Source organism: Massilibacterium senegalense, assembly GCF_001375675.1.
In the GTDB taxonomy this organism is placed as follows: domain Bacteria; phylum Bacillota; class Bacilli; order Bacillales; family Massilibacteriaceae; genus Massilibacterium; species Massilibacterium senegalense.
Map to the genome: position 1 here is coordinate 55,717 of NZ_LN831785.1, position 26,209 is coordinate 81,925.

The 26,209-nt window shown below is 34.2% G+C and carries 25 protein-coding genes, 1 pseudogene and 1 CRISPR repeat array; of the genes and pseudogenes, 3 read left to right on the top strand and 23 right to left on the bottom strand.

The genetic code is table 11. The features are described 5' to 3' along the window. Positions 1 to 200: 200 nt before the first annotated feature. Positions 201 to 1,271, top strand: coding sequence for a polysaccharide deacetylase family protein (locus tag BN1372_RS01050; RefSeq protein ID WP_062197053.1), 1,071 nt, complete (start codon positions 201 to 203; stop codon positions 1,269 to 1,271). Between the two features lie 238 nt (positions 1,272 to 1,509). Next, a CRISPR array of direct repeats spans positions 1,510 to 2,549; the repeat unit is 32 nt; unit sequence ATTTCAATCCACGCACTCATGAAGAGTGCGAC. A 157-nt stretch (positions 2,550 to 2,706) separates the two neighbouring features. On the opposite strand, the gene cas2 is transcribed toward BN1372_RS01050, so the two are convergent. The 8 genes from cas2 to BN1372_RS15430 all read right to left on the bottom strand — a co-directional run bounded on the left by cas2 (position 2,707) and on the right by BN1372_RS15430 (position 10,928). Beyond that, positions 2,707 to 2,997 (bottom strand): CRISPR-associated endonuclease Cas2, encoded by a 291-nt coding sequence (gene cas2, locus BN1372_RS01055; RefSeq protein ID WP_062197054.1) that lies wholly within the window; start codon positions 2,995 to 2,997, stop codon positions 2,707 to 2,709. 13 nt (positions 2,998 to 3,010) lie between these two features. Continuing rightward, entirely contained in the window at positions 3,011 to 4,042 is a 1,032-nt protein-coding gene (cas1c, locus tag BN1372_RS01060; RefSeq protein ID WP_062197055.1) for a type I-C CRISPR-associated endonuclease Cas1c, read from the bottom strand. Further along, a complete protein-coding gene (gene cas4, locus BN1372_RS01065) occupies positions 4,039 to 4,698 on the bottom strand; it encodes a CRISPR-associated protein Cas4 (RefSeq protein WP_062197056.1) in 660 nt (219 codons plus the stop codon). Before cas4 ends, cas1c begins: the two co-directional genes overlap by 4 nt. Beyond that, positions 4,685 to 5,551: a type I-C CRISPR-associated protein Cas7/Csd2 gene (gene cas7c / locus BN1372_RS01070; protein WP_062197057.1), complete on the bottom strand. Its 867-nt coding sequence runs from the start codon at positions 5,549 to 5,551 to the stop codon at positions 4,685 to 4,687. Before cas7c ends, cas4 begins: the two co-directional genes overlap by 14 nt. A gap of 1 nt (position 5,552) precedes the next feature. Next, a complete protein-coding gene (gene cas8c / locus BN1372_RS01075; protein ID WP_230198791.1) occupies positions 5,553 to 7,421 on the bottom strand; it encodes a type I-C CRISPR-associated protein Cas8c/Csd1 in 1,869 nt (622 codons plus the stop codon). A gap of 5 nt (positions 7,422 to 7,426) precedes the next feature. After that, a complete protein-coding gene (gene cas5c / locus BN1372_RS01080) occupies positions 7,427 to 8,152 on the bottom strand; it encodes a type I-C CRISPR-associated protein Cas5c (protein WP_062197059.1) in 726 nt (241 codons plus the stop codon). An 18-nt stretch (positions 8,153 to 8,170) separates the two neighbouring features. Beyond that, positions 8,171 to 10,528, bottom strand: a complete 2,358-nt coding sequence (locus BN1372_RS01085; RefSeq protein WP_062197060.1) for a CRISPR-associated helicase/endonuclease Cas3 — start codon at positions 10,526 to 10,528, stop codon at positions 8,171 to 8,173. 196 nt (positions 10,529 to 10,724) lie between these two features. Then, positions 10,725 to 10,928, bottom strand: coding sequence for a hypothetical protein (locus BN1372_RS15430; protein ID WP_062197061.1), 204 nt, complete (start codon positions 10,926 to 10,928; stop codon positions 10,725 to 10,727). 327 nt (positions 10,929 to 11,255) lie between these two features. On the opposite strand from BN1372_RS15430, the gene BN1372_RS01095 reads away from it, so the two are divergent. Next, the gene (locus tag BN1372_RS01095) at positions 11,256 to 11,549 is read left to right on the top strand and encodes a hypothetical protein (RefSeq protein ID WP_062197062.1); all 294 of its coding nucleotides are present in this window, start codon (positions 11,256 to 11,258) and stop codon (positions 11,547 to 11,549) included. Between the two features lie 158 nt (positions 11,550 to 11,707). Here the strand turns inward: BN1372_RS01095 and BN1372_RS01100 are convergent, their stop codons facing one another. The 14 genes and pseudogenes from BN1372_RS01100 to BN1372_RS01155 form a co-directional block, all read right to left on the bottom strand. Then, complete coding sequence (locus BN1372_RS01100) at positions 11,708 to 11,989, bottom strand: hypothetical protein (protein WP_062197063.1); 282 nt, start codon at positions 11,987 to 11,989, stop codon at positions 11,708 to 11,710. 367 nt (positions 11,990 to 12,356) lie between these two features. Then, entirely contained in the window at positions 12,357 to 12,791 is a 435-nt protein-coding gene (locus tag BN1372_RS01105; protein WP_062197064.1) for a hypothetical protein, read from the bottom strand. Positions 12,792 to 13,336: 545 nt separating this feature from the next. Further along, positions 13,337 to 13,867: a type 2 periplasmic-binding domain-containing protein gene (locus BN1372_RS01110; RefSeq protein WP_062197065.1), complete on the bottom strand. Its 531-nt coding sequence runs from the start codon at positions 13,865 to 13,867 to the stop codon at positions 13,337 to 13,339. A 596-nt stretch (positions 13,868 to 14,463) separates the two neighbouring features. Further along, positions 14,464 to 15,003, bottom strand: coding sequence for a GNAT family N-acetyltransferase (locus BN1372_RS01115; protein WP_062197066.1), 540 nt, complete (start codon positions 15,001 to 15,003; stop codon positions 14,464 to 14,466). Between the two features lie 519 nt (positions 15,004 to 15,522). After that, positions 15,523 to 17,541, bottom strand: a complete 2,019-nt coding sequence (locus tag BN1372_RS01120; protein WP_062197067.1) for a hypothetical protein — start codon at positions 17,539 to 17,541, stop codon at positions 15,523 to 15,525. 163 nt (positions 17,542 to 17,704) lie between these two features. Continuing rightward, a complete protein-coding gene (gene rlmD / locus BN1372_RS01125; protein ID WP_407656424.1) occupies positions 17,705 to 19,075 on the bottom strand; it encodes a 23S rRNA (uracil(1939)-C(5))-methyltransferase RlmD in 1,371 nt (456 codons plus the stop codon). A gap of 66 nt (positions 19,076 to 19,141) precedes the next feature. After that, positions 19,142 to 19,921: a delta-lactam-biosynthetic de-N-acetylase gene (gene pdaA, locus BN1372_RS01130; RefSeq protein WP_062197069.1), complete on the bottom strand. Its 780-nt coding sequence runs from the start codon at positions 19,919 to 19,921 to the stop codon at positions 19,142 to 19,144. A 47-nt stretch (positions 19,922 to 19,968) separates the two neighbouring features. Beyond that, positions 19,969 to 20,127: pseudogene (locus BN1372_RS15780) on the bottom strand (PepSY domain-containing protein); the annotation flags it as partial. Positions 20,128 to 20,139: 12 nt separating this feature from the next. Further along, positions 20,140 to 20,724 carry a PepSY-associated TM helix domain-containing protein gene (locus BN1372_RS14845; protein WP_082418898.1) on the bottom strand — a complete coding sequence of 195 codons (585 nt, stop codon included), beginning with the start codon at positions 20,722 to 20,724 and terminating at the stop codon, positions 20,140 to 20,142. 6 nt (positions 20,725 to 20,730) lie between these two features. Next, a complete protein-coding gene (locus tag BN1372_RS01140) occupies positions 20,731 to 20,922 on the bottom strand; it encodes a hypothetical protein (RefSeq protein WP_062197071.1) in 192 nt (63 codons plus the stop codon). Between the two features lie 2 nt (positions 20,923 to 20,924). Beyond that, positions 20,925 to 21,074: a PepSY domain-containing protein gene (locus BN1372_RS15785; RefSeq protein WP_082418927.1), complete on the bottom strand. Its 150-nt coding sequence runs from the start codon at positions 21,072 to 21,074 to the stop codon at positions 20,925 to 20,927. A gap of 131 nt (positions 21,075 to 21,205) precedes the next feature. Then, a complete protein-coding gene (locus BN1372_RS01145; protein WP_062197072.1) occupies positions 21,206 to 21,934 on the bottom strand; it encodes a DUF4652 domain-containing protein in 729 nt (242 codons plus the stop codon). Positions 21,935 to 22,042: 108 nt separating this feature from the next. Then, the gene (locus tag BN1372_RS01150; protein ID WP_062197073.1) at positions 22,043 to 23,584 is read right to left on the bottom strand and encodes a fumarate hydratase; all 1,542 of its coding nucleotides are present in this window, start codon (positions 23,582 to 23,584) and stop codon (positions 22,043 to 22,045) included. 107 nt (positions 23,585 to 23,691) lie between these two features. After that, positions 23,692 to 23,886 (bottom strand): SE1561 family protein, encoded by a 195-nt coding sequence (locus BN1372_RS01155; RefSeq protein WP_062197074.1) that lies wholly within the window; start codon positions 23,884 to 23,886, stop codon positions 23,692 to 23,694. A gap of 143 nt (positions 23,887 to 24,029) precedes the next feature. Between BN1372_RS01155 and yfkAB the strand changes: the two genes are divergently transcribed. Continuing rightward, entirely contained in the window at positions 24,030 to 25,148 is a 1,119-nt protein-coding gene (gene yfkAB / locus BN1372_RS01160; protein WP_062197075.1) for a radical SAM/CxCxxxxC motif protein YfkAB, read from the top strand. A gap of 52 nt (positions 25,149 to 25,200) precedes the next feature. Here yfkAB and BN1372_RS01165 read toward each other — a convergent pair whose 3' ends face one another. Further along, positions 25,201 to 25,980 carry a YfkD family protein gene (locus tag BN1372_RS01165; RefSeq protein ID WP_062197428.1) on the bottom strand — a complete coding sequence of 260 codons (780 nt, stop codon included), beginning with the start codon at positions 25,978 to 25,980 and terminating at the stop codon, positions 25,201 to 25,203. Positions 25,981 to 26,209 lie beyond the last annotated feature (229 nt).

The window sequence follows — 26,209 nt, forward strand, 5'->3', positions numbered from 1 at the left end:
TCCATCCGCGAGTATCGTCCTACCTGTTAATGATAGATAAATATTAATTTTTTCTTAATCCCTTCAATCTTATCATTCCATTATGTTATAATCTTTTTCAAATATATCCAAAAAATAGATATTTTTGATATGATTATTTTTTTTAATAGGAAGATAATATGGTTGAAAAATACATAAAAAGAATGGAGAAGAACAGCATAATGAGAAAATTAGTTGTTGCGTTTGTTATTTTTTTACTCATCTTAACCATTGGATGCCAGAAACAAGCAAAAGAAGAAACGAAAAAAATAAAGCCTGTTCAAGCAAAAGAAAAAATACTCCCTCAAGGAACGATACTCGTTGGCGAGATTCATCCAAATGCTACTGGGACAACGATTCAAATCAATAATCTAAGGGATACTTTTACAAAAATAGAATATCAAATTTTCCGAACAGCAGATGGAAAACAAACTTCTCAATCTTTCATTGTCGAAAACCCAGAAACAAACTTTTCAGTTACCTTTAATCTTGCTTCTTTTGAGCAAAAACGTGGAGAATATCAAATTCAAGCGTTTGGGATTCATGATAACAATAAAAAAGTACATTTAAATCACACAACGATGACTTTTCCACAAACAGTGCCGATTTTAATGTATCATGCAATTGATGACTATCAAGGAGTCGGCTTACAAGATTTATTTGTCACACCTAGTAATTTTGAAGCACAAATAAATTATTTAAAAACAAATGGTTACACTTTATTAACGTTTGAAGATTGGGATAAAATCAATCAAGTGAACAACCCAATTATGATTACGTTAGACGATGGAATGAAAAATAACCATAACGTCCTTTCCATTTTTCAAAAACTAAAAGACGAGCAATTTACACCAAAAGCAACGATTTACATGATTGCAGACGCTATTAACAAAGAAGGTTTTTTATCGGAAGAAGAGTTAAAACAAATGAGTGATTCTGGAATGATTTCCATTCAATCTCACACGTCTTCTCATAATGAATTACCTCAAATTACAGACTATACATATGAATTACAAGCATCTAAAGAAAAGATTGAACAAACTACAGGAAAGCCTGTTATTTCACTCGCCTATCCAATCGGTCGTTTTAATGATCAAGTAGTAGAAGAAACGAAAAAATATTATAAATTTGCTGTAACAACGAAGAATGGAAAGTTTCAAGAAACAGGTATACGGGATGAAAAATTATTAATACAAAGGGTGCGTATTCATCATTCCACCACATTAGAACAATTCCCCACATTAATTCAATAATATGAAAAAAACCGTTGTGTCTACTAAATAGGTACAGCGGCTTTTTCGTTATCCTTTTCTCATAATATTCACTATATAAGTCTTCAGAATATAAATCGTTATAGTAATCGTTATAAAGATTATATTTTAGATTATTGTAATAATCGAAATGGTATAAACATTTAATGAATTATCATAACACTAATCATTATAGCAACCCGTTACCATGAAACAATCAAAACATGCACCATTATGAAAAATTCCAACTCACGCACTCATGAAGAGTGCGACCTTTTATCATCACATATCGGTAAAATAAATCACCCGCAATTTCAATCCACGCACTCATGAAGAGTGCGACTTCAAAAATTTTTGCCACGTAAACAATTCGAACGATTTCAATCCACGCACTCATGAAGAGTGCGACCTTTTCGGCACTTTTATTCCCGCTCCTATACATGATTTCAATCCACGCACTCATGAAGAGTGCGACAATTGCAGTAAATTTAGACGCACAGTCGGAGAGGATTTCAATCCACGCACTCATGAAGAGTGCGACATGTATGGACGTATTGCAATTAACTTTGCTCCGTATGCATTTCAATCCACGCACTCATGAAGAGTGCGACCTAAACTAGAATTACATTTGTTAAGCACAGACAATATTTCAATCCACGCACTCATGAAGAGTGCGACACGAACGAGTAGGCAACTGTACGTGTTAGCGGTCGATTTCAATCCACGCACTCATGAAGAGTGCGACAGGGAAATGTAGACGGTAACATAACCCCCGGATTAAATTTCAATCCACGCACTCATGAAGAGTGCGACATCAAAGTAGGCTTGTTCGATTTGATCTAAAGTATTTCAATCCACGCACTCATGAAGAGTGCGACTAAAACCTTTTTCACTTAATCATCTCCATTCTTTCATTTCAATCCACGCACTCATGAAGAGTGCGACATTACACTAGTTACGTATAAATCGTGCAAATGCACATTTCAATCCACGCACTCATGAAGAGTGCGACGACGTCCTCGCCTTCGTGCCATCATGCCGCTTAGCAATTTCAATCCACGCACTCATGAAGAGTGCGACAAAAAGTAGCTATGTTTATTATGGTTATTATTGCATTTCAATCCACGCACTCATGAAGAGTGCGACTCTGGTCTAAAAATTAAAGTGTTGTCACTCCTATAATTTCAATCCACGCACTCATGAAGAGTGCGACCTAAAAACAGTAGCGGATTTTAAAGAGTACTTACTTATTTCAATCCACGCACTCATGAAGAGTGCGACCGCGAGATATAGTTAAAATAATGTTATCTCGACTAGATATTGTAGTGTAATATAATCTGTAGATTTATTTAAAATCTAATCTATCAAAAAAATTTAAATACAGTGCTTTTTTTGCGCGAACCTCCCAAATATTTTATGACCACTTGGGGTTCGCACATTAAAAAATAAGGGGTTTATCAACCTCTAATGAGTGCTTAGCACCAATATGTTTTACTTTATTATCATGATTGTTTCCAAGACGATAAAAACGAAGACTATCTACTTTTGGATCAATAAGCTTCTCTAGTTCTAGTTCAAGTTGTCTCATTTGCGCACTGTCTACAATACATTCAAAAACAGAATTTTGGACACGTACCCCATATTGTTCACATTTTTTAGCAACTTTGCGTAAACGTTTAGTGCCACTTAATGTTGTCGTTTGTACATCATATGTGACAAGCATTAACATATATATTTTACACCTACCTTATGAGTAGTGGTGGATAGCCATCTAAATCACCACGTAAAAAACGTGCGAGTAATAAAGCTTGTACATGTGGTATAAGTCCCCACTGTATTTTTTCTTTTAAATACGGATGAGTAATATTTTCTACTTTTGCTTCTTGCCATAATTTCAAAAAGTTACGCCGTGCATCTTCTTTTAATAAAACAGCATTATTCTCTTTTACAATAAAGTCATTAGCTTGAACTTGCTTACGATTAATGAGCTTTAATACAAAACGCTCGGCAATTACAGGACGTAGTTCTTCCATTATATCTAATGCTAGAGATATTCTTCCTGGACGATCACGATGTAAAAATCCGACATAAGCATCTAAACCAACACCTTCTAAAGCTGCGGCTACTTCTGAGGCTAATAGAGAATAAGAAAATGATAACAACGCATTAACATAATCTTTTGGTGGCCTACGGCTACGTGTTTGAAATGAAAACACTTCTTTTTGTTGTAAAATACATTCATTAAATACGCTAAAATACGCACTTGCCGCATTACCTTCTATTCCTCTTAATTCCTCCAAACCTGTGCTATCTAATGCAGATTGGCGTGCTACTTTTAATTGTCCAATAACATTCTCTAATTTATTAACATCTACACGAAGTGCATGATCACGTATAGTACGTTTAAGTAATTGTTCACTATTATAAATTTTTCCAATAATCATATGTTTAGCTACATCTGTACTTTGTTGTTCGCAATCCGACATACGATATTGAGTTCTTCTTAATATTACATTACCGTTTGTCATACCAATAACTCGTCCACGTAAACGTCCGCTACTTGTAAAAAATGTCATACTAATATTTTGATTCATGCACGCAGCCATTAATGCAGGACTTGCTCCTTGATAACCAAACGTACAAATACCTTCTAAATTATGCAGTGGTACGCGCGCAATTGATTCACCATCTTTTAATAAATTTAAGTTTTGTCCTTTAAGAGACAAATACATATCTGGTTGTGATATATAGACAACATTTAATAAACGTTTCATTCTACTAACATCCTATTCATATAAATCGACACTTTTTCCCGTTGCATTAACTCAGGTAAACAAATATGCTGTAAAGAACAACTTTTACAATGCTTTCCTGTTTTTACACGTGGAGTATATCTCCTAGCATAATAATGATGCATTTCTTTTAATATAGATTTTACTTTTTCTTTCAAGTTTTCTGTAATAGGTACAATATGTCTTCGCTTTATCTCGTGATAAAAAATCGCTGCTTCCTCAATTATTGTACCTAACATTTCTTCCAAACACATAACTTGTGCTATCAGTTGCAATATATCAGCTTCATGTGTTTTAGGTTTACCCCTCTTATATTCAATTGGTCTTACTTTATAAAGTCCATTTTCACCATGTAATGAAATTCCATCTTCATCTTGCATAAACTCCACCATATCACAAATACCACTAATCCCTAGTACAGTAGAATGAACTGGCAATGCTCGTACATAAAGCAACTTGCCACGTTTTTCCCGAATAAAAGTATTGTCTACTTTTTCATGTAATGCATTACCCTCAACTGTTAAAATATTTTCTTCCCATTCTTTTTCAATATGGATAAGCGACCATTGTCTACGACAAAAAACAAAATGCTGGATACCAGCTAACTGCAGAAAGTCTTCTTCCTTATAATCCGTCATATTCCTCGACCTCTAAATTTTCTAAAGGTTCTACCGTGATGCTATAATTAACAATAGAATTTGGAAAATCTTCTTTTATTCTCTTTACTTTTACCGTACGATGAACTTTTGCTGAAGAATATTGTCCTAACTTCGAATTATGTTCCCACCAAAAAAGCTTATTCACTTCCATACTACCATCAGGTCGAGCAGATGAAGCATCATTTGCAAATAATGTTTTTAATGCGTCTTTTAATTTTTCGGCATCTTCATATGTAAAACCTGTACGTTCTGCAAGTTGCGGGTTAATACTCCCAAAAAAAACGTACACACCAAAATCTACACGGTGCTTCATACCCATAGTATCAGATGTTTTTTGACTTGGATCTTTAGTATTTGTTACTGAGTTAACACTTTTTGTTATTTGCATACTCGTAATATCAATCGGCTCCACACTTGTTGCTGTATGAATGGATACAGGACCACGTACACCAAGCGATAACTTATCATTTTTAAAGGCAAATACTTGACCAAAGGCACGAACATCATACCAAGTATCACAAGCAATTTTTTCAGCAACTTGTGCATCACCCTTATTATCTTTCAATATTTTTGCCAAATCCTTAACAGAATCCACACGATCTTTAATACTCCGATACTCATCTACACGAAGTTCATCAGACTGTACTAAAATTTCTTCACCTAGGTCTTGTAATCGATTACGAATCTTTCGTTTGATTGCAACATCAGACATTTCACCATGTCCATTAAAATCTTGACGCGGACGGTTCCCGTTTAATGGATCACCATTGGGATTTGCTTTATTTACTGTAAATACCACTGCAAAATCAATTTTATGTTGTAGCGTTGTCATTTTATTTTTCCTCCTTCTTTTTATACATATCTTGTACTTGACTACTATATCCGAGTAAAAATACTGGTCCTAACGGCTTATTTGTCATATTTTCTATTGTTAAATGATCTTCAATAGATTGAATAAGCTTATTGTAAGATGTTGCATCAGCACCTAGACGCTCAAAATATGGCGTTAATTGTCGACGAATGACCATCCAAGTTCGTGCTGGATGCTGAGAGAAAGCATTAAAATAACGAGTTGCATTCGTTGCACGTTTTTCATCACGATTTTTTAAAATTCTACGTTCCATCACCTCTGCTACTCCTAGGAGGCGACCAAATAAATAATCACGTGATAAATTGTCTTCTTGTAGTGCCAATGAATATCCCTCACCTTCATATTGTTTATTAATAAGTGCACAAGCAATATTTAAAGTTGCTTCCCATGACTCCTTCAAACCTTTAAAACTCGCTGGATTTTTAACACGACTATAAATTAAACGCACAATATCTTTTGGTATCTCTTTTCTTTCCACAATACATGGAAGTAAACGTGTATACAGTTCTTTTTTAATTCGAGAATCTGCTTTACTTCCATAAACTGCTTCCACAATGTGATAGGTTGAAGGCGTTCCAACAAAACGTCTAATTTTTTTTGTGTCTTTTTCTTTAACCACTTGTAACCATCGACAAGTCTGATGCCAATGCTTAATTCCTTGTAAAAACGAATCAGTATGTAAATGTTGATAATATACAATAGCTAAACGCCCTGATGTAGCAGCATCTACCGCCATCACAATAATATTTTCAACATCTTCTTTTGCAATTTCAATTTTATATCCTTGTATTGCTCGATTTAATGCTTCAGCAATAAACTCTTCTGTAAAAATTTCTGTCTCCTTATCTGGAGCACTTTCTTTTAAAAAGTCAAAAGAACTTCCAAATGGATCTACTACTTTAGGTTTTTCAACTCCAAATGTCACAAAATAACGAGAATCAACATTCATGCCTTGACGCTGAAATAACCATCGTAACGCATGGTGAGATTTCTGAGAAATTCCATACCCTATTTGCACCGCTTCAGTTGATTTAGAAAAGCGCCCTCGATAAGTGTATCCACTATTATCGTTTGAAGAAATAAGTTTAGACATATCACCTGCATTCCGAACTCTTGAACCATGTTTAGTTGTTAAAATTGTTTTTTCACCTGTTACATAACAATATCCTTCTTTACCATCGTACGTCTTTTGAAGGTATTGAATAAATGCATCAAATAATTGCTTATCTTCCCATACAACAGGTTCTTTAGTAGTTTTATGGACTACATCAAAACGTACAAAAGCATCAAGCACTTCTCCGGTAATTACATTATAAATATCAGGTTTTGTTTTACCGTGGGAAGTTGTCCATTTTTGAACAACCATACCAGTCCCATCCGTAGGTAAAATTTGGTATTTTATTAAATCTTCTATAATAGTACCCTTTTTAATATACTTATAAATAGATATAATACGATCTGGTATTTCTTCATCTTGTACCCAACTTCTCATTTGTTGGAGATAATCGTTAAAGTACCCTTGTCTGTTCGTAGCTCCTCCATATTTTACATAGTCACCTGCAACATAACATAATTTATCATGGACATAATGAGGAACACTTGTACTTGTGCGATTAGCAGAAGCTAAAGTTACAGGAACAATCGTACGGGCATTTTCTTTATCTACTACCTTTGCACTCACAAAATCTCCATTTCTACTTACTAAGATTTCAATTTGGGCACTTTGCATAACATGTGATACAGGCAATAGAGTAATACGCTGATTATGTCTTTGCTCAAACTCACCGACTTGCATGATGTTATTATCATAAACTTTACCTAATTGTTGCATCCAACTCACCGTTTTACCTCCTTAAATATCACCTCGTATTCTTTATCAACATCTGTGAAATTAACATCTTGTTTAAAAGACTTTAATTTTCCTTTTTTAATTGTACGGATAACATCGCAAAGTTCAGGGCGAATAAATTTAATCACTCCATCCTTCATCGTTGGCACCCAGATTCTTGCTTGTAATTCACCATTTTCATTTTCATCAGGATACGAAAACCCGTGAAACATCGGACCAAAACTAACTTCACCATAATCGTCATAAAAACCCTTACCTTCACCAAATGTACACGCTTCTACATAACCTTGACATTCTCGCGTACCTAAATAAATATCCCGGCGTCCACCACGCTCAACAGAACGTTTGGCAATATTATGGTGTTTATTCTCGTTTCGATCAAATGCTAAATCTGGACGATGTTCATTAAATTCAAAATGAGCACGTACTTGATAAACTGGCTCACGTAAATATGTGTAGTACGCTAAGTCATTTGAGCTATTTTGATATTTTATAGGGCGTATACCTTTGACTTCAGTTTGAATTGACTTCATGACACGCACTTCATCGATATACCATAAAATAGTAGGTTTCCAATAAATGGACTCAGCAATTCCTTTTAATGCTTGATAAGTAGGAATTTGATATGTGAATTTTTCACCACCAATACGCGTTACAGGATCTGTAAATAAAGCATATTTTCCATATACCATGAATTCAATCTGATTTCTCATACTCTCACTCTCACCTCCTTAATATGAGTAAAAACTCTGAGTTTGATTACCATCAAATGAGACACCAAAACTATCACTATAGGCAGATTCTTGTATGTAATATAGTGTGTTATTATAAAGTGGTGCTAATAGTCCAGCGTTATTTAATTCACGCAACTCATTCTCGTACAAATTTACGCTATATTGTTGAGCATGTTTTAATAAAGTATTAAATTCTTTTAGATCATGTAATTCCTCATTTAAAGATGCAATAATCTCCTTTCCTTTTCCATACGGAACAAGAACAGCTGTTGTTTTATTATCGATAGCTTCAAAATGTTGTTCCAGTGTTTTAAACATTGAATTAGACTGGTTTTGCTTTTTTATTTTTTGATCAAAAAAGCCATCAATAAAATGGATTAATTCATATGTTAATCCTTTTGGGACACGATTAATTTCACGTTTTGCTTGCTGATCAAAATGCTGAAAATATGTATTAATAGCTTCGGGACAAAGCATCGCATTTTTATATAATTCTTCTCGTAAAATATAATTTGAAGTCACCTCAGCACCAATACGAATTTCAGGAATTTTTGTTAATTTTTCATCAACAGCACGAATCACATAAACATCACCCTTTTCTCTCTCGCTATTACGATTACAACGTCCTGCTGCTTGTGCAATTGAATCAAGTCCTGCTAACGAACGAATCACGACTTCGAAACTAATATCTACCCCTGCTTCAATAAGTTGAGTACTAATACAAACGACTGGCACCTTACCTAATTTCTCTTTAATGTCATCTAACTTTTTTGTACGGTGAGCTGGACACATAGCAGTACTCAAATGATAAATATTTGAGTGATTATATCTTTCTAAAGCTTCATATACTTTTTTTACAGCTTTTTTTGTATTTAATATAATTAATACAGACTGACGCGTTATCATTAATTCATTAACAAATTTTGCAATTTCTTCAGAATCATATCCTTGAGGAATCACATGATTATGAATTTGAACTCTTTCAAAAGCCTTCACTACATGTTCTAGTTCAGGTACTATTTCCGAACACTCTGTTAATTCAATTGGATAGTCCATCTCAGCTACGGCAGGTTGGGTTGCGGTACAAAGTAAAATACTACTATTTCCAATCGTATTTAAAAAATTCACAGCAGTATTGAATAATGCAAAATGTTTATAAGGAACGGATTGAACTTCGTCAAACACAATAACAGAATTTGCTAAATTATGAAGTCGACGACTTTTACGAGTACCTTTCTGAAAAAAGGTATCTAAAAACTGTACCATTGTTGTGAAAATAATGGGATAATCCCAATTATCACGTCCTAATTGTAATTGTTTATGGTGCTTTATACGGTAATAATCTTGCTCGGCATCTAGTGACGTATCATCAATTATATTTGCATGATGCTCTAACACACCATCTGGTTGCTGAATAATTTTGCGTACCGCTTGTGCATTTTGTTCTAAAATTGTCGTGTAGGGCACAACATAAAATATACGCGACTTGTTATATAATTTTGCATGTTTCAACGCATACCGTAAACTAGCGTACGTCTTACCACCACCTGTCGGGATAGATAATGTGTAAATTGACGATTGCTTTTCTGCTATAGTATCGCAATTTTCAGACATTCTTGTTCGTAGTTGATTGATTTTTTTTTCATTTCCTTTCCATCTATTTATTTGCTCCATTAAATAGATATAACCTTGTTCAAACACAGATGAATAATCATCAAAAGGAAGAGACTCTTTTTCTTCAAAACATCGTGTATTTGTACGATCTGCATCAATTAAACAGCTAAAAACTAGCTTTTGCATATAACTAAAATATGTAATAGGATGCTTTTTTCTCTTTATTTTTTTAAAAAAAGCATTCATTTCTTGATTGGCCTCTTGTATTAACTCTGCAACACGCTGTGCATTCCCTTCAATTCTTTCAAAATTTTTTACCACCTCATCATAATAAGGAAGTTCTTCATTACTTACACGACGAAAATAGTCAGAGGGGGTTAGATCAAGTTGGATAAAATCTTGCATGCCAGCATGATGTGATAAAATTGCCATACCAATTGTTTCCACAACGAAATTTTGCAATTGATTTTTACCATAGTACCTTTCATATAAATATTTAGCCCCAGCAGTCGAATGGTCAATTTTTTTCGTATCAATTTGATTATGTAAAACTGCATTTTCTATATATCTTGTAAACTCTTTGGTAAATTTACCCATATCATGTAAAAATCCAGCTAACTCTGCATGTGCTCCGAAACCAACAAAAGTCCCATACTTCCTAGCCAATACTGCAACTTCATCTAAGTGATCTTGTACATACTGCCTTTCAAAATCACCTTGACGAATATGAGCAATTAACATAATCCCCCTCCTCAAAAATTGAATTCTTTATTAATACAAATTTCATATGTTTCTTTATCTCTTTAAATACAGTAGATTACTAAAATAATTATTGATATTCTTTAGTTCTTACACGTCATACATGTGAATAAACAAAAATCACGAAACCCTCTTTATATCCATTAAATAAATTATAATTGTGAAAAAAGAATGTAAATTATTTCAACAACTTCTTCAACAATTTAAAAATATCAAACGTTGTTTTCTGGTACACTTTGTTGTACACATACTTCTTCGGATTTCGGACCCAACCATATCCCCGCGGCATCTTCCATCCAGCTCGATGAATGATTTGCCGTTTAAGACTTGTGCTAGCACTTATTCTTTTCTTTAAGCTTGGTTTTCTCATACCGAATTTCACAACATCATCTCCATTTATTTTTACAATTATGGAAAAGTATCTTTATTTCTATCATACAAACTTAGATGGACATATAATGTACACTTACCATTTTTCTAAGTATTATCTTTAATTTTTATTAAAATATAAATATTAACAATAGTTATCTTCCCTATTTTTATATTTTTATTTACGTAAAGTGATGATTCTATCCACCTATTCAAAACAAAAACACTCTTTTCTCCGATAGAAGCCATACCATACATCTGTTCTCGTCATATTCCTTTATTTCCCGCATTTACTATGTATAAGAACCACTCACCATGAAAAGAAAGGATGTTGGTCAACATGTCAGATCAAGATCAACCAAAAAAAACGCTTACCGATAAAGAAACGAATGTTGAAATTATTCAAGATGCTACTACAAACATTTCTTTTGTCCATCAAAACGTTAGGATTGAAGCTATTATCACCATTAAACTTCATGTTTCTCTAGGAAAAGAAGTGATCATTCAATCGAAAAATATAAATTTTGAAACCATGAAAAGAAATCCTCAATTCATGAAATCTATTCCAATTATTCATAACTTTATAAAAAATAGTTTCTTCAACATGATGAAGATTCATTTAGTTTTGTCGTGACACTAGATTTTTACTTAAAATACCATTTTTTAGTGCAGATGCATCTATCACATCCAAGAAAGTGATTTTATCTAATTCTGACTCAAATTCTTAAAAGAAGAAGAACCTCCTGAACCACATGCTCCCCGGAGGAAATAGCAGAAACATCCATCGCAAATTCAAGTGGATAGTAGCACAAAGAACTTAAGCAACAACGAACAAGCTCCATTATTCGGAAGTGGAGTAAAACCAGATAACGTATCACATTCCGTATTAATAGCGGGGCCATTTACGCAAGAAACAATAGGAGTGCGGTTGGTTACATACGGAGTGATTGTTACATTTGCTTGCGAACATACTTCTGCCGTTATGTTTTGTGTACAAGCAACTAGATCCACTGGTAATGTTGGATCACAACAAGAAGCTGCGTTCCCCCAAATCAATCCATTTTGTTTTTGCATACAAAATCCTCCTTATAATTTTGTGTAATACATAATATGAAACAACGTTTTGATAGGAATAGACAGATTCATCTGTTTAGCATGAATTGTGCTTTTATTAAGAAATTAAAAAGCATCTTTTCTCTTATCTTTATATTGATAGCGAAAAGATACTCTTTTTTGCATTCCTTATTTACCATTAAAGATATAATAATCAATATTCCATCTTTATAATCCATTCATTTACAATTGATATTATTATTACAATATATATTTATAATAGAGGATAGCATGGATGACTCATTAACAGGTAGTAACCCCCACACTATTGAGTTGTCAAACCTTATATTCACACACATATATAGCCTCCTAACTCTTTTTTCATTACTTATTTAACACTATAGTTAATCGTTCCTTTCGCATCTTTTCCTACGATTTTGATTTTATTTTCTCCGTTTTTTAATTTGATTGTTTCACTACCTTTTTCTGAACCTTCGACTAACGTTACAACTTTTTTCTCAGGTGTAACTAATACGATTTTAAAGTCACCCTTCTGAATCGTTACATCATACTCAAAAATAACACTTTTTGCGTCCTTTTCTCGATAAATAGTTTCCATACCTGCAAACGACTGAAAACGCATCTTCGTTTCATTGTTTCTTGTAGTTGAAATTCTTTTCGTGTAAGTATAAGAATCTGCTTGTTGTATTATTTTTTCATCGTTATTATAGATGCTTTTTTGCTTTTCTGTTATGTCACTACAACCAATTACCCCCATCATCATAGCCATGATTAATAAAAAAATAAATAGTTTCCTTCTCATAAAAATGCGTTCCTCCTTCTTTTCCATTCTCAAATAATGAATTTCACCAATAAATAGAACTATTTTACCCAAGTCTTTATATGTACATATTTCTGTTGCTGCCCTAATCTACACGATTAATTGTAGACAATCTATGCACAATGACAAGAGTCATTTGACCTTTCATTAAATGATTTGGGGATGTTTGTACCAATAATTTTGGAGTCATACTTAGTTTTGAATTTATTTTAGTAATCAAACTAGTAACCAACAATTTCTTCATGAGCGTAGTAAAAATACAAAAAATCTGAACAACATGGATTTGGATATTAAATAAAATCCATGCTACTCAGATAAAAATAAATAGTGAGTATCTGAAATAACTGTATCAGTCCTGAATGTAAAGGCTGTGAGTTACCAAAAATAAAATGGCCACCAAACCAAGGATTAAGGAGAAATGAGTAAGGACTGTTCGCTCTTTCCTAACTGCCAAAATACTTAAAACAAAGGCTACCAACTCTACAGAAACAGCGATTCCTATCGTTATGTCCCACCAATGCCCTGTATCAAAATCTACTAAACTCAAAGCCATAAACAGAAAAAAAGTCATCAGTAACAATAAACATACTAATGTCATTCCTACTGCCCATTTCCCCAGAGGGACTTCTGGAAATACCTTCATCATGCTCTCCCTCCTTCTTTAAAGTCAAGCATGTCTTCCCATTAATACATCCCCACTCGTCCTGTATATCTATCACCATTCTGAAATTTTTATTTTCCTTTAAAATGGTTGAAGCAAAAGGATCAGACAATACCATGATAGCACTTATACTATCCAAATAATGGTGCGATTGTTCTTCAAAGTTTTCAATATATTGCAGTATTAAGTCCTTGTCTTGATCCATACCATTTTGTATCAATAAATATCTAAATATAATGTCAGTAGCTAAATTTTTTCCAACAACGTGAACAACCTCACCTTTCAAGTTGAAAAAGCTAGTAATCGTTTCATCATTAGCAACTATATAAAGGTATGCTTCTGTATTGACTGCCACAAGCTGATAAACAGCGCCATCGTTATAAAGTCTTGCTGCCATTCTGTCGGAACAACAGCCACATCCAACAAACGAACATAAAGAGCATCTTCGTCTTCTTTAAACTTGTATTAAACTGAATCCCTCAATCTTACTGGCTCCAACGCTTTCATGAACCCCAAAGCACTTGACCCATCGATAGAAGCGACTTTATAAGAAGTTGAATTCACCTTACTCATAAGCATAATCCTACGCATTACATGCGCTTAATACTAGGATGACCAATATTAATCAGACCGTCGCTTTCTTTTTCATCCTCTTCACACCGTTTTATCAATTGAGAATTTAAGATCTCACTTACCAGATTTTAATAAAAGAAGCAGATAATCTGCGATATTCTTTATTTTAAACACGCCTAACCATTGGAATGATAATCACAATTACCTAAATTTTCACAATAGATTTTGCTCTAGCAAACACACTGCCTCCACCTGGCTCGAGAGGACAGAACGAATGTGATTCGAATCGATGGTTGTAGGAAACATATCCGCAGCATTTTGGCAGTAAGTAAGACATACCGATAGGAGCCTTCATGAGTATAGCCTATAAAATCATATGAAAGGTAAGGAATGGAACGGCAATGCCGCACCATTTCTTTATCATAGTCCTTTTCCGAAATAAATATCTGGTTTTCCTATTCCGTTTGCATTAGGCATGACCCCGATAATCTTATATCCGAGCTTTAAATAAAAACTAGATTGATGAGTACCAGCAGTAAAATTGTCTATTTTTCTTGGTAAATCATCAAATAAATCAACATTTGCAAAGGATGTTTCGCCGTCGTCTATTTCATCATCAGCACCCAAATATATTGTCAAGCCGCCTTGCTTTCTTGCTTCATCCTCAAGCGCTGTTACGATTGCTCTACCAATACCTTGATTTCGCTTATTGCTTTGAACAACCAAGGGATGTAATTCGAAGACATTTCCATTATACACTGGAGCAAGTATGCCCCCCCAACCGATCACAATATCATTTTCAACAGCAACGAGCAAGGTGTTTTCTGGAATCAAGCGCTCCTTTATTTCATCCATAGCGTCTTGTATTGTTGGCCAACCAATCGGAAGACTATCAGTTAATATTTGTGCTGCTTGTATTATCTGTGTTTTATTTACTTGAGTCATATTTATAATTTGCATTTAATCTCCTCCAAATTTTTGATTTTATTATTAAATCAAATAAAACTGGAGGACTTCGTGCCTTCGCATTAATCGCAAATTAACAAGGATATCTGATATGAATCATCATTTTTCACCTCGAATAATTAGTTCTCTACCGCTTTGGGTACTCCAAAGCACTGTTTAAAAACATCCTTCCTATCTTCACAACTCTGTTAATACTATCTATGCTGTCTACCTAACCCTATGTGCATTTTTTACCACTCAATATGTTTCTTCAAACGCAAAACACACTTACACTTTAGGCTGAGTAGCCAATTTAGATGTAATTCGTCAAACCCAGCAAATTTAAGACCTACATCCTCGACATCAACACAACGGTCTCAACGTGCCTTGAGTAGACAAAAATGATGTCGTCGTTAACTGGCGGTTCCTTGGTGGAAAAGCAATGTTCAGGAGCAAATGGCAGCGAAAATCTGTTAAATATTTAACTGTGTTATATATTAATAAACCAATTGGTACACTCTTTTAACACTTTCATCAGATTATATTTAGCAAGTATTCTTTCATTTTTTCTTTATGTACATAGTTTAAGTCACATCCGCATAAATGACATTCTTTACTTAAAAAATCTATGTATTCATTAATAGATATATTTCTTGCTATATATGCTTTTCTAATCAATTCTTTTAAAATAATATTTTCCTGTTTTGTTTCTGGTAATTTAATTAACGCATACTCGCCAATACTATTATAGTAAGCGTATCGAGGCTCTACTGATAAAAATTCCAGTGTTATACTTATATTTGTAAGCAATAAATTTTTAAGAGAAATATTTAATTTCTGAGGAATCTGTTCTAATTTTGTAAAATATCTATACTGCATATTCAGAACCATTTCTTTCACCTTATCATACTTTATTAATTCATTATGATTTGAAAGTTCATTGATAAAGTAAATTTGTTTATAATCATTAGCCTTATTCTCATAATCATTGTAGCTTTGTTCAAGAACACATAGTTTTATGATTGTAACATAAAACATATTAACAATATCTTCTTCATATATAGAATTCAACAATGAACCAGTCAATGGTTTTTGAATATATTCGATAAGTTTATAATACATGATCTCTGAAAATCGATGTCCTATATTAGATTCCTTAAATTCTTTTATTACTTTCTCTGAATTTTCATTCATATTTCCATGGTTATCCCATAATGCTTTCATTACGGCTATATTGATATACTCCCAATCAAACCTGAATTTATATATTGAATAGCAAATTATTATATACAAAAATACATATGTACAATTTTCTTTATTAAGTAATTTAACCATTTCTACTGCATCTCTGTCATTATATGAAATTAGCTCATCGCGTATTATGTTTGCATAATAATCATTGAATTCCTTTGTTCTTATCAATTCACCAAATATCTGGGCAAATTCATTCTGCGACTTATTTTTAGAAAATATCTCATCTATGTTCATACGAATTAGATCAAAAATACACTGATTGCAATACTCTTGGAACATAATTTCAGCACTACAATATCCCTTATGTAAACTATTTATTAGCCGTTTTTTGATCTCTACATCTGAATTTTTAAAAATGTTGATAGTAAGTTCTTTCCAATCTTTACAATCTAATAAACTATTTTTTTCACCAAACACAAATAGTTCCTGAGGATAAAGTTCTTGGTTAATATATTCACGTCCTTCTACACTGGCTCTTATCATAAGTAATTTTATTAAGTTTAGATGTAATACGCATATATATTTTTTAAATTCTTCATCAATAATAAAATAGTTCCCATTAAAAATTTCTTTTAATAAAGCACATTCCATTTGGGTATTGTAAACCCATCCTACTTGATTTTTTACAATTTTCTTCTTTTCAATTATTATATTTATCTCTTTCTTTTTGTTACTAATATACGAATCAAAGATCTCAATTATTAAATCATTATATTTACTTTGCAATCTTGGATTATTATCATCTATAATCGCTTGTCTTAAGCATTTTATGTCAAAAATCAACAAATCTATACTTCTAATCATCATGCGTTCTCTTATTGATTTTTTCATAAAATTTTTATTAATATCACGAATTACTGTTCCATTTCTTTTTGGGTCAGACATTCTTTTCAATATTAGAATGTTTTGTGTACATTGCCAAAATAAAATTATAAATATTACAAAATAAAAAATCACAAATGAATACCATAAAAAATTCAAAATACGTATAAGATTCTCTGGAAAGTAATTGCCATATATATTGAGTATTGGTTTGTATAAAGCTTCCAATATAAATAAAATATAAAAATAAGGTTTGGAAACAATTAAATTAAACGTTGACACTTTCTTTTTCATAAAATATTCTGTTAAATTGACTCCCAAATACTTTGTTACGGAATCCGAGTTGCCTTGAAACGAGGCTACAAACTGATAAAAAGTCAATAAAATACCGTATATTGCTATTTGTCCTACTACTGTCGTTATATAGGTTTCCTTATCAATATTCAACTGATTATTAATTATATAATCTATTATCAAAAAGTGCCTCCTCCTACTAATGTTCACAGTTAACCGTACTGGTTGTACTGGAGACTTTCGTCTCTTTTAAATTTCCGTATAAATTTTGGGCTTGTGTCAAATTTTCAATAGTTATTGCTAATGAGTATTGTATTCAATTCTAATCTCTCAAAGCCCTGATATATCAGTCTTGTAGCCTCTGCAACAGACATACAACCTCGCAATGCGCTGTTTGTGGAAACATATCCACAGGTTGTACGGATTTCAATTCAAATCCGCGTTCCACCAAATAATCGACGTCTTTTGCCAATGTAGATGGGTTACACGAAACATACACAAATCGTTTTGGGTTCATGTCGATAACAGTTTGTAAAAAAGTTTTATCACATCCTGTTCGTGGTGGGTCAACAACGATAACGTCTGGATCAAAGCCTTCTTTTTTCCACTTTGGTAACCATGTTTCTGCTTTTCCAACAACATATGTAGCGTGCGCAACGCCGTGTTTTTTCATATTTTCCTGTGCGTCCATGACGCTTTCTTTGATCACATCCATGCCGCGAACTTCTTTTGCACCATCTGCTAACCATAATCCGATTGTTCCAACGCCGCAATAGGCATCGACGACTTTTTCGTTTCCTGTGAGTTGCGCTGCTTTTTTTGCTTCATTATATAATGTCACCGTTTGGACTGGATTTAATTGAAAGAAGGCGCGTGCAGATAAATCAAATGAAAAAGATCCTAATTTTTCAGTAATGGTTTCATTTCCCGCCAAGACAATCGTTTCATTCCCAAAAATCACACTTGTTTTTTCCGTATTTATATTTTGAACAATCGATGTCACGTTCGGTAATTGTCGTGTTATTTCTGTGATGATTTGTTCTTTTTTCGGTAATATTTTAGTTGCTGTTACGATGACGACTTGTACTTCTTTTGTATAAAAGCTTGTTCGAACAACTACCGTGCGAACGATACCTGAATGAGTGCGTTCTTTGTATACTGGAATTCGTAACTGTTGTAAAATCCGTTTTACTTTTTCCGTTACTTTATTCGTATCAGGGTGTTGCACTGGACAATTCGTTAATTCAATTAATTGATGCGATTTTGCTGCATATAATCCTGCCATATAGTTGCCCTTTTTTTCCCCGATTTGCAATTGGCTTTTATTTCGATAATTCCATGGTTCGTCCATGCCGATTGTATCGTGAATAGGAAGATTTTTAATCGATGTATATCGCTCAAACGCTTGCTTTACAATATCTTTTTTTGCTTTTAATTGCGCAGCGTACGTCATATGTTGCAATTGACAGCCACCACATTTTTCATAAATAGCACACGCTGGTTTTATTCGTTCGTTTGATTTCGTTTTAACTCGAACTAATTCTCCTTCTAAAAACTTTGGGTGCTCTTTTGTAATCCGAACAAATACTTCTTCATTTGGTAAAGCTCCCGGAATAAAAATAATTTTCTTTTTATAAAATCCGACGCCTTCCCCGTTGATTCCTAATCGTTTAATTGTTACTAATACGGTTTTTTTACTTTGTTGTTGTTTCATCATATCCACCTTTTACTCGTAGTTTCTATGTTCAGTATACAAAACTTTTCACAAAAAAAGCTACCATCATTATGGTAGCTTTTTCCTTTTTGTTAATTGATCTAAATCACCAAATGTATATCCTTGTTTTTTTAATGATTGAATAACACTTTGCAATGCTTCAGCATTATCTTTTGAAACACTGTGTAAAAGCAATACTGCGCCTGGATGAATTTGTTTCATTATTTTATCATACGCATAATCTGGTCCCCGTTGGACATGTGTTTCCCAATCTTTATAAGCAAGCGACCAAAATACATTCGTATATCCTGCTTCATTCGTAATGGCTAACGTTCGTTCTGAAAACACACCCCTAGGTGCTCGTAAATAAGTGAATTTTTCTTTTCCCGTTAACGCTGTAAATGCTTGTTCTAATTGTTCTAAATCTTCTTTGATTGCTGCATCCGATAATGTTGGATAGTCTGGGTGCTTGTACGAATGACTGCCGACAATGTGTCCTTCTTTTAGCATTTGTTTCACTAATTCAGGCTCTTCTTTTAAATAATGACCGGTAATAAAAAAGGCAGCTGGTACTTTTTCTTTTTTTAATACATGTAAAATGTCTTTCGTATAACCATTTTCATATCCATTATCAAAAGTTAAATAGACGACTTTCTTTTTCCGGTCCCCGATGTAATATCCATTATATTTTTTTAATAATGCTTCGTACTCTGGTTCTGTCGTGACTTTTCCTTCTTCTCGTTTAAAATACCAGTTGTACGATTGATTACTTGCTGCTTTTGCTTCTAATGTAATCCCAATTAAACATAACATGCAAAACATAAGAAACATAATAAGTGCACGTTTCATTACCACACCTCCATTTATAGCGTGGCATAAAACGTGTTTTTTATACGTTATAATGTAGCAATTAATGGTGTTTGTTTTTGTTTGCTAGCTTTTTTCTTGGTACGTAAACGCCACATAATGACACCTGTCACACCTAAAATAGTTGGAATAAATCCACCAATAAAGAATAATACTTGTGTAGATAGTCCACCGAATCTTCCAGTATGAAGCGGGAATAACTATGTTTGATAAACGGATGCAAAGCTTTTATCCTTCGTAGAATCGACTACTTTTATCACCGTTCCTTCATATGGATTCACCCAAACACGTACATTTCCGGTACTTTGTTGCGAAAGATCATATTTGTAAGATAATCGAAATTCTATCGGTTGTTTATCTTCTCGTGGCATACGAATTTGTGTAATGGTTGCTTCTGGATAGTCTTTTGTTAATTGTGTAAATGGTAAAAATGTTTCTTTTTTCGTCTCTATCATTAGTTGTTCTAGCGTTGGACCTTTTCTCGTTTCTAATCCAAGTGGCGTAAATACTTTTTCACCAAATGGGAATAGCGCCCCTGTGATAGCAATCAAAAGTAAAAATGGAATAGAGTAAATCCCTATTAAACGATGCCATTCGTAATTCTTTTTATACGGATGGCTTGCTTGTTGTTTTTGAAAGGAAAATCGTTTCATTTTTCCTTTTGTCCACCATAGCATGATACCTGAAATACTAATAATAAGCAGTGCAACACCGGTATATCCGACAAAGTCCGTTCCTCTTATTGTTTCCGATTGAATAAAAAAAGTATGATGAAAATCTGTAATAAACTGTTAAAATATTCCGGAATCTTTTGTTCCTAAAGTAGAACCTGTACTCGGATCAACATACACATTCATGCGCTCATCTTGATTTAATACGATAAAATTGTATATCCCATTTACACTTCGTTCATCTGGTGTATAAATGCGATGAATCTTCCCTTTTGGATAAGCTGTTTTTACCAATTGTTCTAATTCTTCCACTGCTAGTGCTTCCCTTTACTTGGCGCAAACATCTTACTGTGGAGCGTACGATTGATTTCATTTTCAAACACTAACACACTTCCTGAAATCCTTAATAAACAAATAAAAGCCCCTACTACTAACGATAACCATAAATGAATACTGCGAATAATTGTACGATTTTTTCATAGCGACTCCTTTTTATGAATAATATTGATAATCATCTAAATATGACAAAGTTTTATCAACACTTTTTTAGGATCATAAAAAAAAACTTCGTATCTTTTCGATACGAAGTTTCTCCTCATTGAATCGCCATAGATCCTTCTTCAAAATGACCATTCATCATTGCTTCATCGTCGTAAATATGTTTTTTATACGATAACGTGTTACCAGACACACTTAATTCCGTCATTTCTTGACCAACTGGAAGTTTTTCATGCATCATTTTTAACGTATTGTCGCCAACTTCTATGCTAAAAATATTTCCACCTTTTGTAACGGTTCCGTATGCTTGGCCAACTACGACATAAAGTGTATCATTATTACCCCACTCTACTTCTTTTAACGTAATATTATGAGAATCGGTATTATATAAATCACTTGGAATCGAGTCTTTGTTTAATTCATATTTCGTTAATTTTCCTGTTGCTTTTTCTTTCACAACGAGCGTTCCTTGACCTTCTTCGATTCCATTTTCTCCTTTTCCATCTATTGTCGCTTCATATTTTCCATCCTTTGATGCTTCCCAAGGCATATGGAACGTTACATCATTTTCTGCTACTGAACTAGAAGTAACCGATAACATTACCGCTGACTTTTGTGCTTCTTCCTTCCGCTCTGCTTCTTTTTCTACTGGTGCTTCCGGTTCTTCCGTTTTTTCTTCTTTTTCAACGTCTTCATTTTTTACGTTTTCCGTTTTTTGTTCTGTATTTTTCTTTTCTTCTTCGTTATCTTTCGAACACCCACTTACAATTGCTGTAAATGACAAGAGCAATAAAATGGAAACGAACAGCATCCATCTTTTTTTCATCTGCATACCCTCTCCTTTTTTCTATGATATAAAAGGTTTACCCTATTTTTTAAAAAGAGAACCGTGCCTAAAGAAAGAAAGCGAAGGACCTAGTCCTCCGCCGTTTTATTAAAATACTTTATCTGCAAATTGAGCTAGTTTTTCTAATGACGATTTTTCTACATCTTCATGTAAGCTATTTCCGTGAGAATCCATTGTTACAACTGCTGTAAAGCCTTCTACACGTAAATGCCACATTGCTTCAGGAATACCGAATTCCATTAAGTCTACGCCTTCTACTTCTTTAATACAATCTGCATAATATTGTGCTGCACCACCGATTGCATTTAAGTATACACCGCCATGCTCTTGTAATGCTTTTAAAGTTTTTGGTCCCATACCACCTTTACCGATAACAGCGCGGATACCAAATTTTTTCATGATATCGCCTTGATAAGGTTCTTCACGAATAGATGTTGTTGGTCCTGCAGCTTTTACGTGCCATTTGCCATTTTCGTCTTTTAACATTACGGGACCACAGTGGTAAATGATTTGGCCATTTAAATCGATTGGTGCATCGTTATCCATTAAGTATTTATGGATTGCGTCACGCCCTGTATGCATAGCACCTGAAATTTTTACAACATCCCCCATTTTTAAAGAACGAATTTGTTCTTCTGTAACAGGAGCGCGTAATTCTACTACTTTTTTACCTTCTGTAGCTTGTTGTTGTGCTTCTTCTAATAATTTATTGAAGTCAACGTCTTCCCCTTCTTGGTAGTACCATTCTTTGATTTCACCTGTTTCAGGATCAATCACTACACCTTGACGACGGTATGCCCAACAGTTGTACGCAACAGATACGTAGAAACTTGCTGGAATACGGTGGCCGACGCCGATTTTACAGCCTAATAATGTTGTTTCTCCACCAAATCCCATTGTTCCTATACCTAATTTGTTGGCATTTTCCATTACGTACTCTTCTAATTTATGAAGGTCTTCGTTTGGATTGACATCGTCTAATGGACGGAATAATTGTGCTTTTGCTAAATCATAGCCAGATGTACGATCTCCACCAATTCCAACACCGATGAAACCTGCAGAACAACCTTGGCCTTGTGCTTGGTAAACTGAGTGCATAATACATTTACGAATTCCGTCTAAGTCACGACCAGCACGACCTAATCCTTCAATTTCACATGGTAAGCTGTATTGAATGTTTTTGTTTTCACAGCCACCACCTTTTAGGATTAAACGAACTTCTATGTAATCGTTTTCCCATTGTTCAAACTTAATAACTGGTACACCTTCACCTAGGTTATCTCCGCTATTTTCACCTGTTAAAGAATCTACAGCGTTCGGACGAAGTTTTCCATCTTTTGTCGCTTGAACGATCGCTTCACGAATTACTTTTTTCATTTCGATTTGGTTTGTGCCAACCGGTGTTTTAATCTTAAATGTTGGTAAACCTGTATCCTGACAAATTGGTGATACATTTTCATCTGCCATAATAATATTTTCTGTAATAGTGTCTAAACTCATTGCTGCACGAGTACCGATATTTTCGCGAATTTTTGCTTCACGAATAGCACGGCGAACATCTTTTGGTAGTTTTGTAGATGTTTCAACGATCAGTTGATACATGCTATCACGTAATTGATTTAGATTCATGTTTCATAACCCCTTTTTTCAAAATAGTCAAAAATCCCACTATACTATTATAACGCTTTCTTCTAGGAAGATTAAAGTAAAATTCCATAAAAAAAGAGAATCCTCGTTTATTTCGAAGATTCCCAGTCTTTTTGAAACCGTCTTAATTTTATTTCTACATCTTCTACTACCGCAATCAAACGTTCAATTTCATCAAGGCCCGCTAAATCTGGGTTCATTCCTTCAAGCATCGTATCAATCATTGCTAGTCTTTCTTGTAAATAGTGAATTTGTTTTTCTTTTTCTGATGTCGCTTTTCCCAAGAAGAGCGCTCCCTTCTATAACTAATGTATTTGTATCTTACACGAAAGCTTTTATAAAACGCAATCATTTCGTCACTTTTTCTTTCCGAACGAATGCGGTATCATTATTTTTAGACTACAATTGTTTAAAGGAGTTTTTCATTATGTTAAAACAAACAGAACATCCACAAATGACGCCTTCTTTTGATCCATGGGAGGCGTATGAAGATGTTCGTTCATTTGGAAACATGACACTATCTAATATTGAAGTAACGACGACTTCGCTTTGTAACATGCGCTGCGAACATTGCGCTGTCGGGTACACGTTACAGTCAAAAGACCCAGATCCGCTCCCGCTAGAATTATTAATCAAACGTTTAGATGAAGTAGAACACCTTCGTGCTTTCAGTATTACGGGTGGCGAGCCGATGCTTTCGAAAAAAATGGTGCAAAACTACGTTGTACCGTTATTACAATATGCAAAAAAACGTGGTGCTTCCACACAAATTAATTCTAACTTAACATTAGATTTAGAACGATATGAAGCGATTATCCCGTACTTAGATGTTCTTCATATTTCCTATAATTATGAAAGTGTCGATGATTTTTCGGAAATTGGCTTTGCAATGATGGAAACAAAACCAAGTTTTGCACAACAAGAAGCGTTATATACACGGATGATTGAAAATGCCCAAGCATTATCCAAACGAGGAGTTTTCGTTAGTGCCGAAACGATGTTAAATAAACGAACATTTCCTCATTTAGAAAAGATTCATCAAGCAGTAAAAGACATGGGATGTCGTCGTCATGAAGTGCATCCGATGTATCCAAGTGATTTTGCAAGTGCATTGGAAGTTCTTTCTTTAGAAGAAATACGTCAAGCGATTCATCATTTACTAGACATTCGCGACAAACATACTTGGATGCTCTTCGGTACATTGCCTTTTTATGCATGTAGCACGAAAGAAGAAGACCTTGCGTTATTAAAACGTTTATATACAGCAAAAAATGTAACCGTACGAAATGATCCAGACGGACGTTCGCGGTTAAACTGTAATATCTTTGATGGAAATATTATCGTCACTGACTTTGGCGATATCGAACCGCTCGGAAACATTCACACCACTTCATTCGAAGAAGCATATCGCACTTGGATGCAATCTGATGTGGCCAAACAATTAAGTTGTCATTGCGAAAGCGTCCAATGTCTTGGTCCAAACGTGCTAGTCAAAAACACGTATTATGAAAACGAAAACTTTTTAGCGAAAAAAGCAAAATTTTAATAATCAACCTTTATTAAAAAAAACAGTAGGAGAAATGCGCCTACTGTTTTTTTCATTTTGCTTGATATTGAAAAGATAAGTGATCTTGAACCGGGAATTGTGCGCTAATTCCTTTTTTCGTGACATTTTTTACTTCAATCATTTTTTTGCTTCCTTTTAACACTAAAAAGACTTCCCCGTAAATGACCGTTCCTTTTTCACTAACAGCTGGAATATAGCTAATTAACTGTCCGTATTTTCCTGGAGCTACGTGATAAATTTGTTCTTTCTTCGTTCCTAATCCAATGACAGTTTCACTTGCTAACGGTAACTTCGTTTTCTCAATCCCTTTTTGCAACATCATTTGTTTCACTGCTTCACTATCTGCTACTTTCGACGTTAATCCCCCTTCGACCCGCTGTTGCTTCATTTGTTTGTACGTTAAAATTTGTTCTAATTCCTGTCCACGATTATCAAGCACATTTTCATTCACCACATAATAATTCCAGTTCACCGTTGTATCTTGCGATTGATACGAAAGTGGCCATTCTCCTAAAAAAATTTGTGCTCGGTATCCTACTGCTAATGGCGTTGTTTTTAACACGGATTCATTTAACATTTTAATTAAGCGCGGATTCTCAATCGGAATAGTAGCCGATTCCATCAACTCTTTCGACAAGGCACTAGGCTCAAGCCGTTGTGCTTCCTCAGAAGGATTTGGGTACGTATTTTCTTTTGCAATAGAAACAACCGAATTAGGAATCTCCACACCCTTACCCTTCGCCGCAACCTCCGCCAACGGAAATACAAAAAGAAAAAAAATCAATCCTATTAGTACAGACTTATTAATCATCAACACATCCTTTCCTTCATCATCCATACCAATAGCTTTTCCTTTCACAAAAAAAGTATGTAGGAAAAATAAAAAGTGGAGATGGGCTCGTTTAACGACGGAGCTATAAGGCGAAGACTGGAAGAGACGTCTCTTTGCCTCTGGAGGGCTTTGTCTCATAGCGAAAGGCGTTAGCCCATCGGAACTAGATTATCCAAAAAGTGGAGATGGGCTCGTTTAACGACGGAGC

What these genes read in the sequence shown, in the direction of transcription:
- cas7c (WP_062197057.1), bottom strand. Translation starts at nt 5,551, where the DNA reads ATGACAACGCTACAACATAAAATTGATTTTGCAGTGGTATTTACAGTA.
- BN1372_RS01110 (WP_062197065.1), bottom strand. Translation starts at nt 13,867, where the DNA reads ATGGCAGCAAGACTTTATAACGATGGCGCTGTTTATCAGCTTGTGGCA.
- BN1372_RS01165 (WP_062197428.1), bottom strand. Translation starts at nt 25,980, where the DNA reads ATGATTAATAAGTCTGTACTAATAGGATTGATTTTTTTTCTTTTTGTA.
- BN1372_RS01095 (WP_062197062.1), top strand. Translation starts at nt 11,256, where the DNA reads ATGTCAGATCAAGATCAACCAAAAAAAACGCTTACCGATAAAGAAACG.
- cas2 (WP_062197054.1), bottom strand. Translation starts at nt 2,997, where the DNA reads ATGTTAATGCTTGTCACATATGATGTACAAACGACAACATTAAGTGGC.
- cas4 (WP_062197056.1), bottom strand. Translation starts at nt 4,698, where the DNA reads ATGACGGATTATAAGGAAGAAGACTTTCTGCAGTTAGCTGGTATCCAG.
- cas1c (WP_062197055.1), bottom strand. Translation starts at nt 4,042, where the DNA reads ATGAAACGTTTATTAAATGTTGTCTATATATCACAACCAGATATGTAT.
- pdaA (WP_062197069.1), bottom strand. Translation starts at nt 19,921, where the DNA reads ATGAAACGTGCACTTATTATGTTTCTTATGTTTTGCATGTTATGTTTA.
- rlmD (WP_407656424.1), bottom strand. Translation starts at nt 19,075, where the DNA reads ATGATGAAACAACAACAAAGTAAAAAAACCGTATTAGTAACAATTAAA.
- cas5c (WP_062197059.1), bottom strand. Translation starts at nt 8,152, where the DNA reads ATGAGAAATCAGATTGAATTCATGGTATATGGAAAATATGCTTTATTT.
- BN1372_RS01150 (WP_062197073.1), bottom strand. Translation starts at nt 23,584, where the DNA reads ATGAATCTAAATCAATTACGTGATAGCATGTATCAACTGATCGTTGAA.
- BN1372_RS01115 (WP_062197066.1), bottom strand. Translation starts at nt 15,003, where the DNA reads ATGCAAATTATAAATATGACTCAAGTAAATAAAACACAGATAATACAA.
- BN1372_RS01105 (WP_062197064.1), bottom strand. Translation starts at nt 12,791, where the DNA reads ATGAGAAGGAAACTATTTATTTTTTTATTAATCATGGCTATGATGATG.
- BN1372_RS01050 (WP_062197053.1), top strand. Translation starts at nt 201, where the DNA reads ATGAGAAAATTAGTTGTTGCGTTTGTTATTTTTTTACTCATCTTAACC.
- BN1372_RS01085 (WP_062197060.1), bottom strand. Translation starts at nt 10,528, where the DNA reads ATGTTAATTGCTCATATTCGTCAAGGTGATTTTGAAAGGCAGTATGTA.
- BN1372_RS01145 (WP_062197072.1), bottom strand. Translation starts at nt 21,934, where the DNA reads ATGAAAAAAAGATGGATGCTGTTCGTTTCCATTTTATTGCTCTTGTCA.
- cas8c (WP_230198791.1), bottom strand. Translation starts at nt 7,421, where the DNA reads ATGCAACAATTAGGTAAAGTTTATGATAATAACATCATGCAAGTCGGT.
- BN1372_RS01100 (WP_062197063.1), bottom strand. Translation starts at nt 11,989, where the DNA reads ATGCAAAAACAAAATGGATTGATTTGGGGGAACGCAGCTTCTTGTTGT.
- yfkAB (WP_062197075.1), top strand. Translation starts at nt 24,030, where the DNA reads ATGTTAAAACAAACAGAACATCCACAAATGACGCCTTCTTTTGATCCA.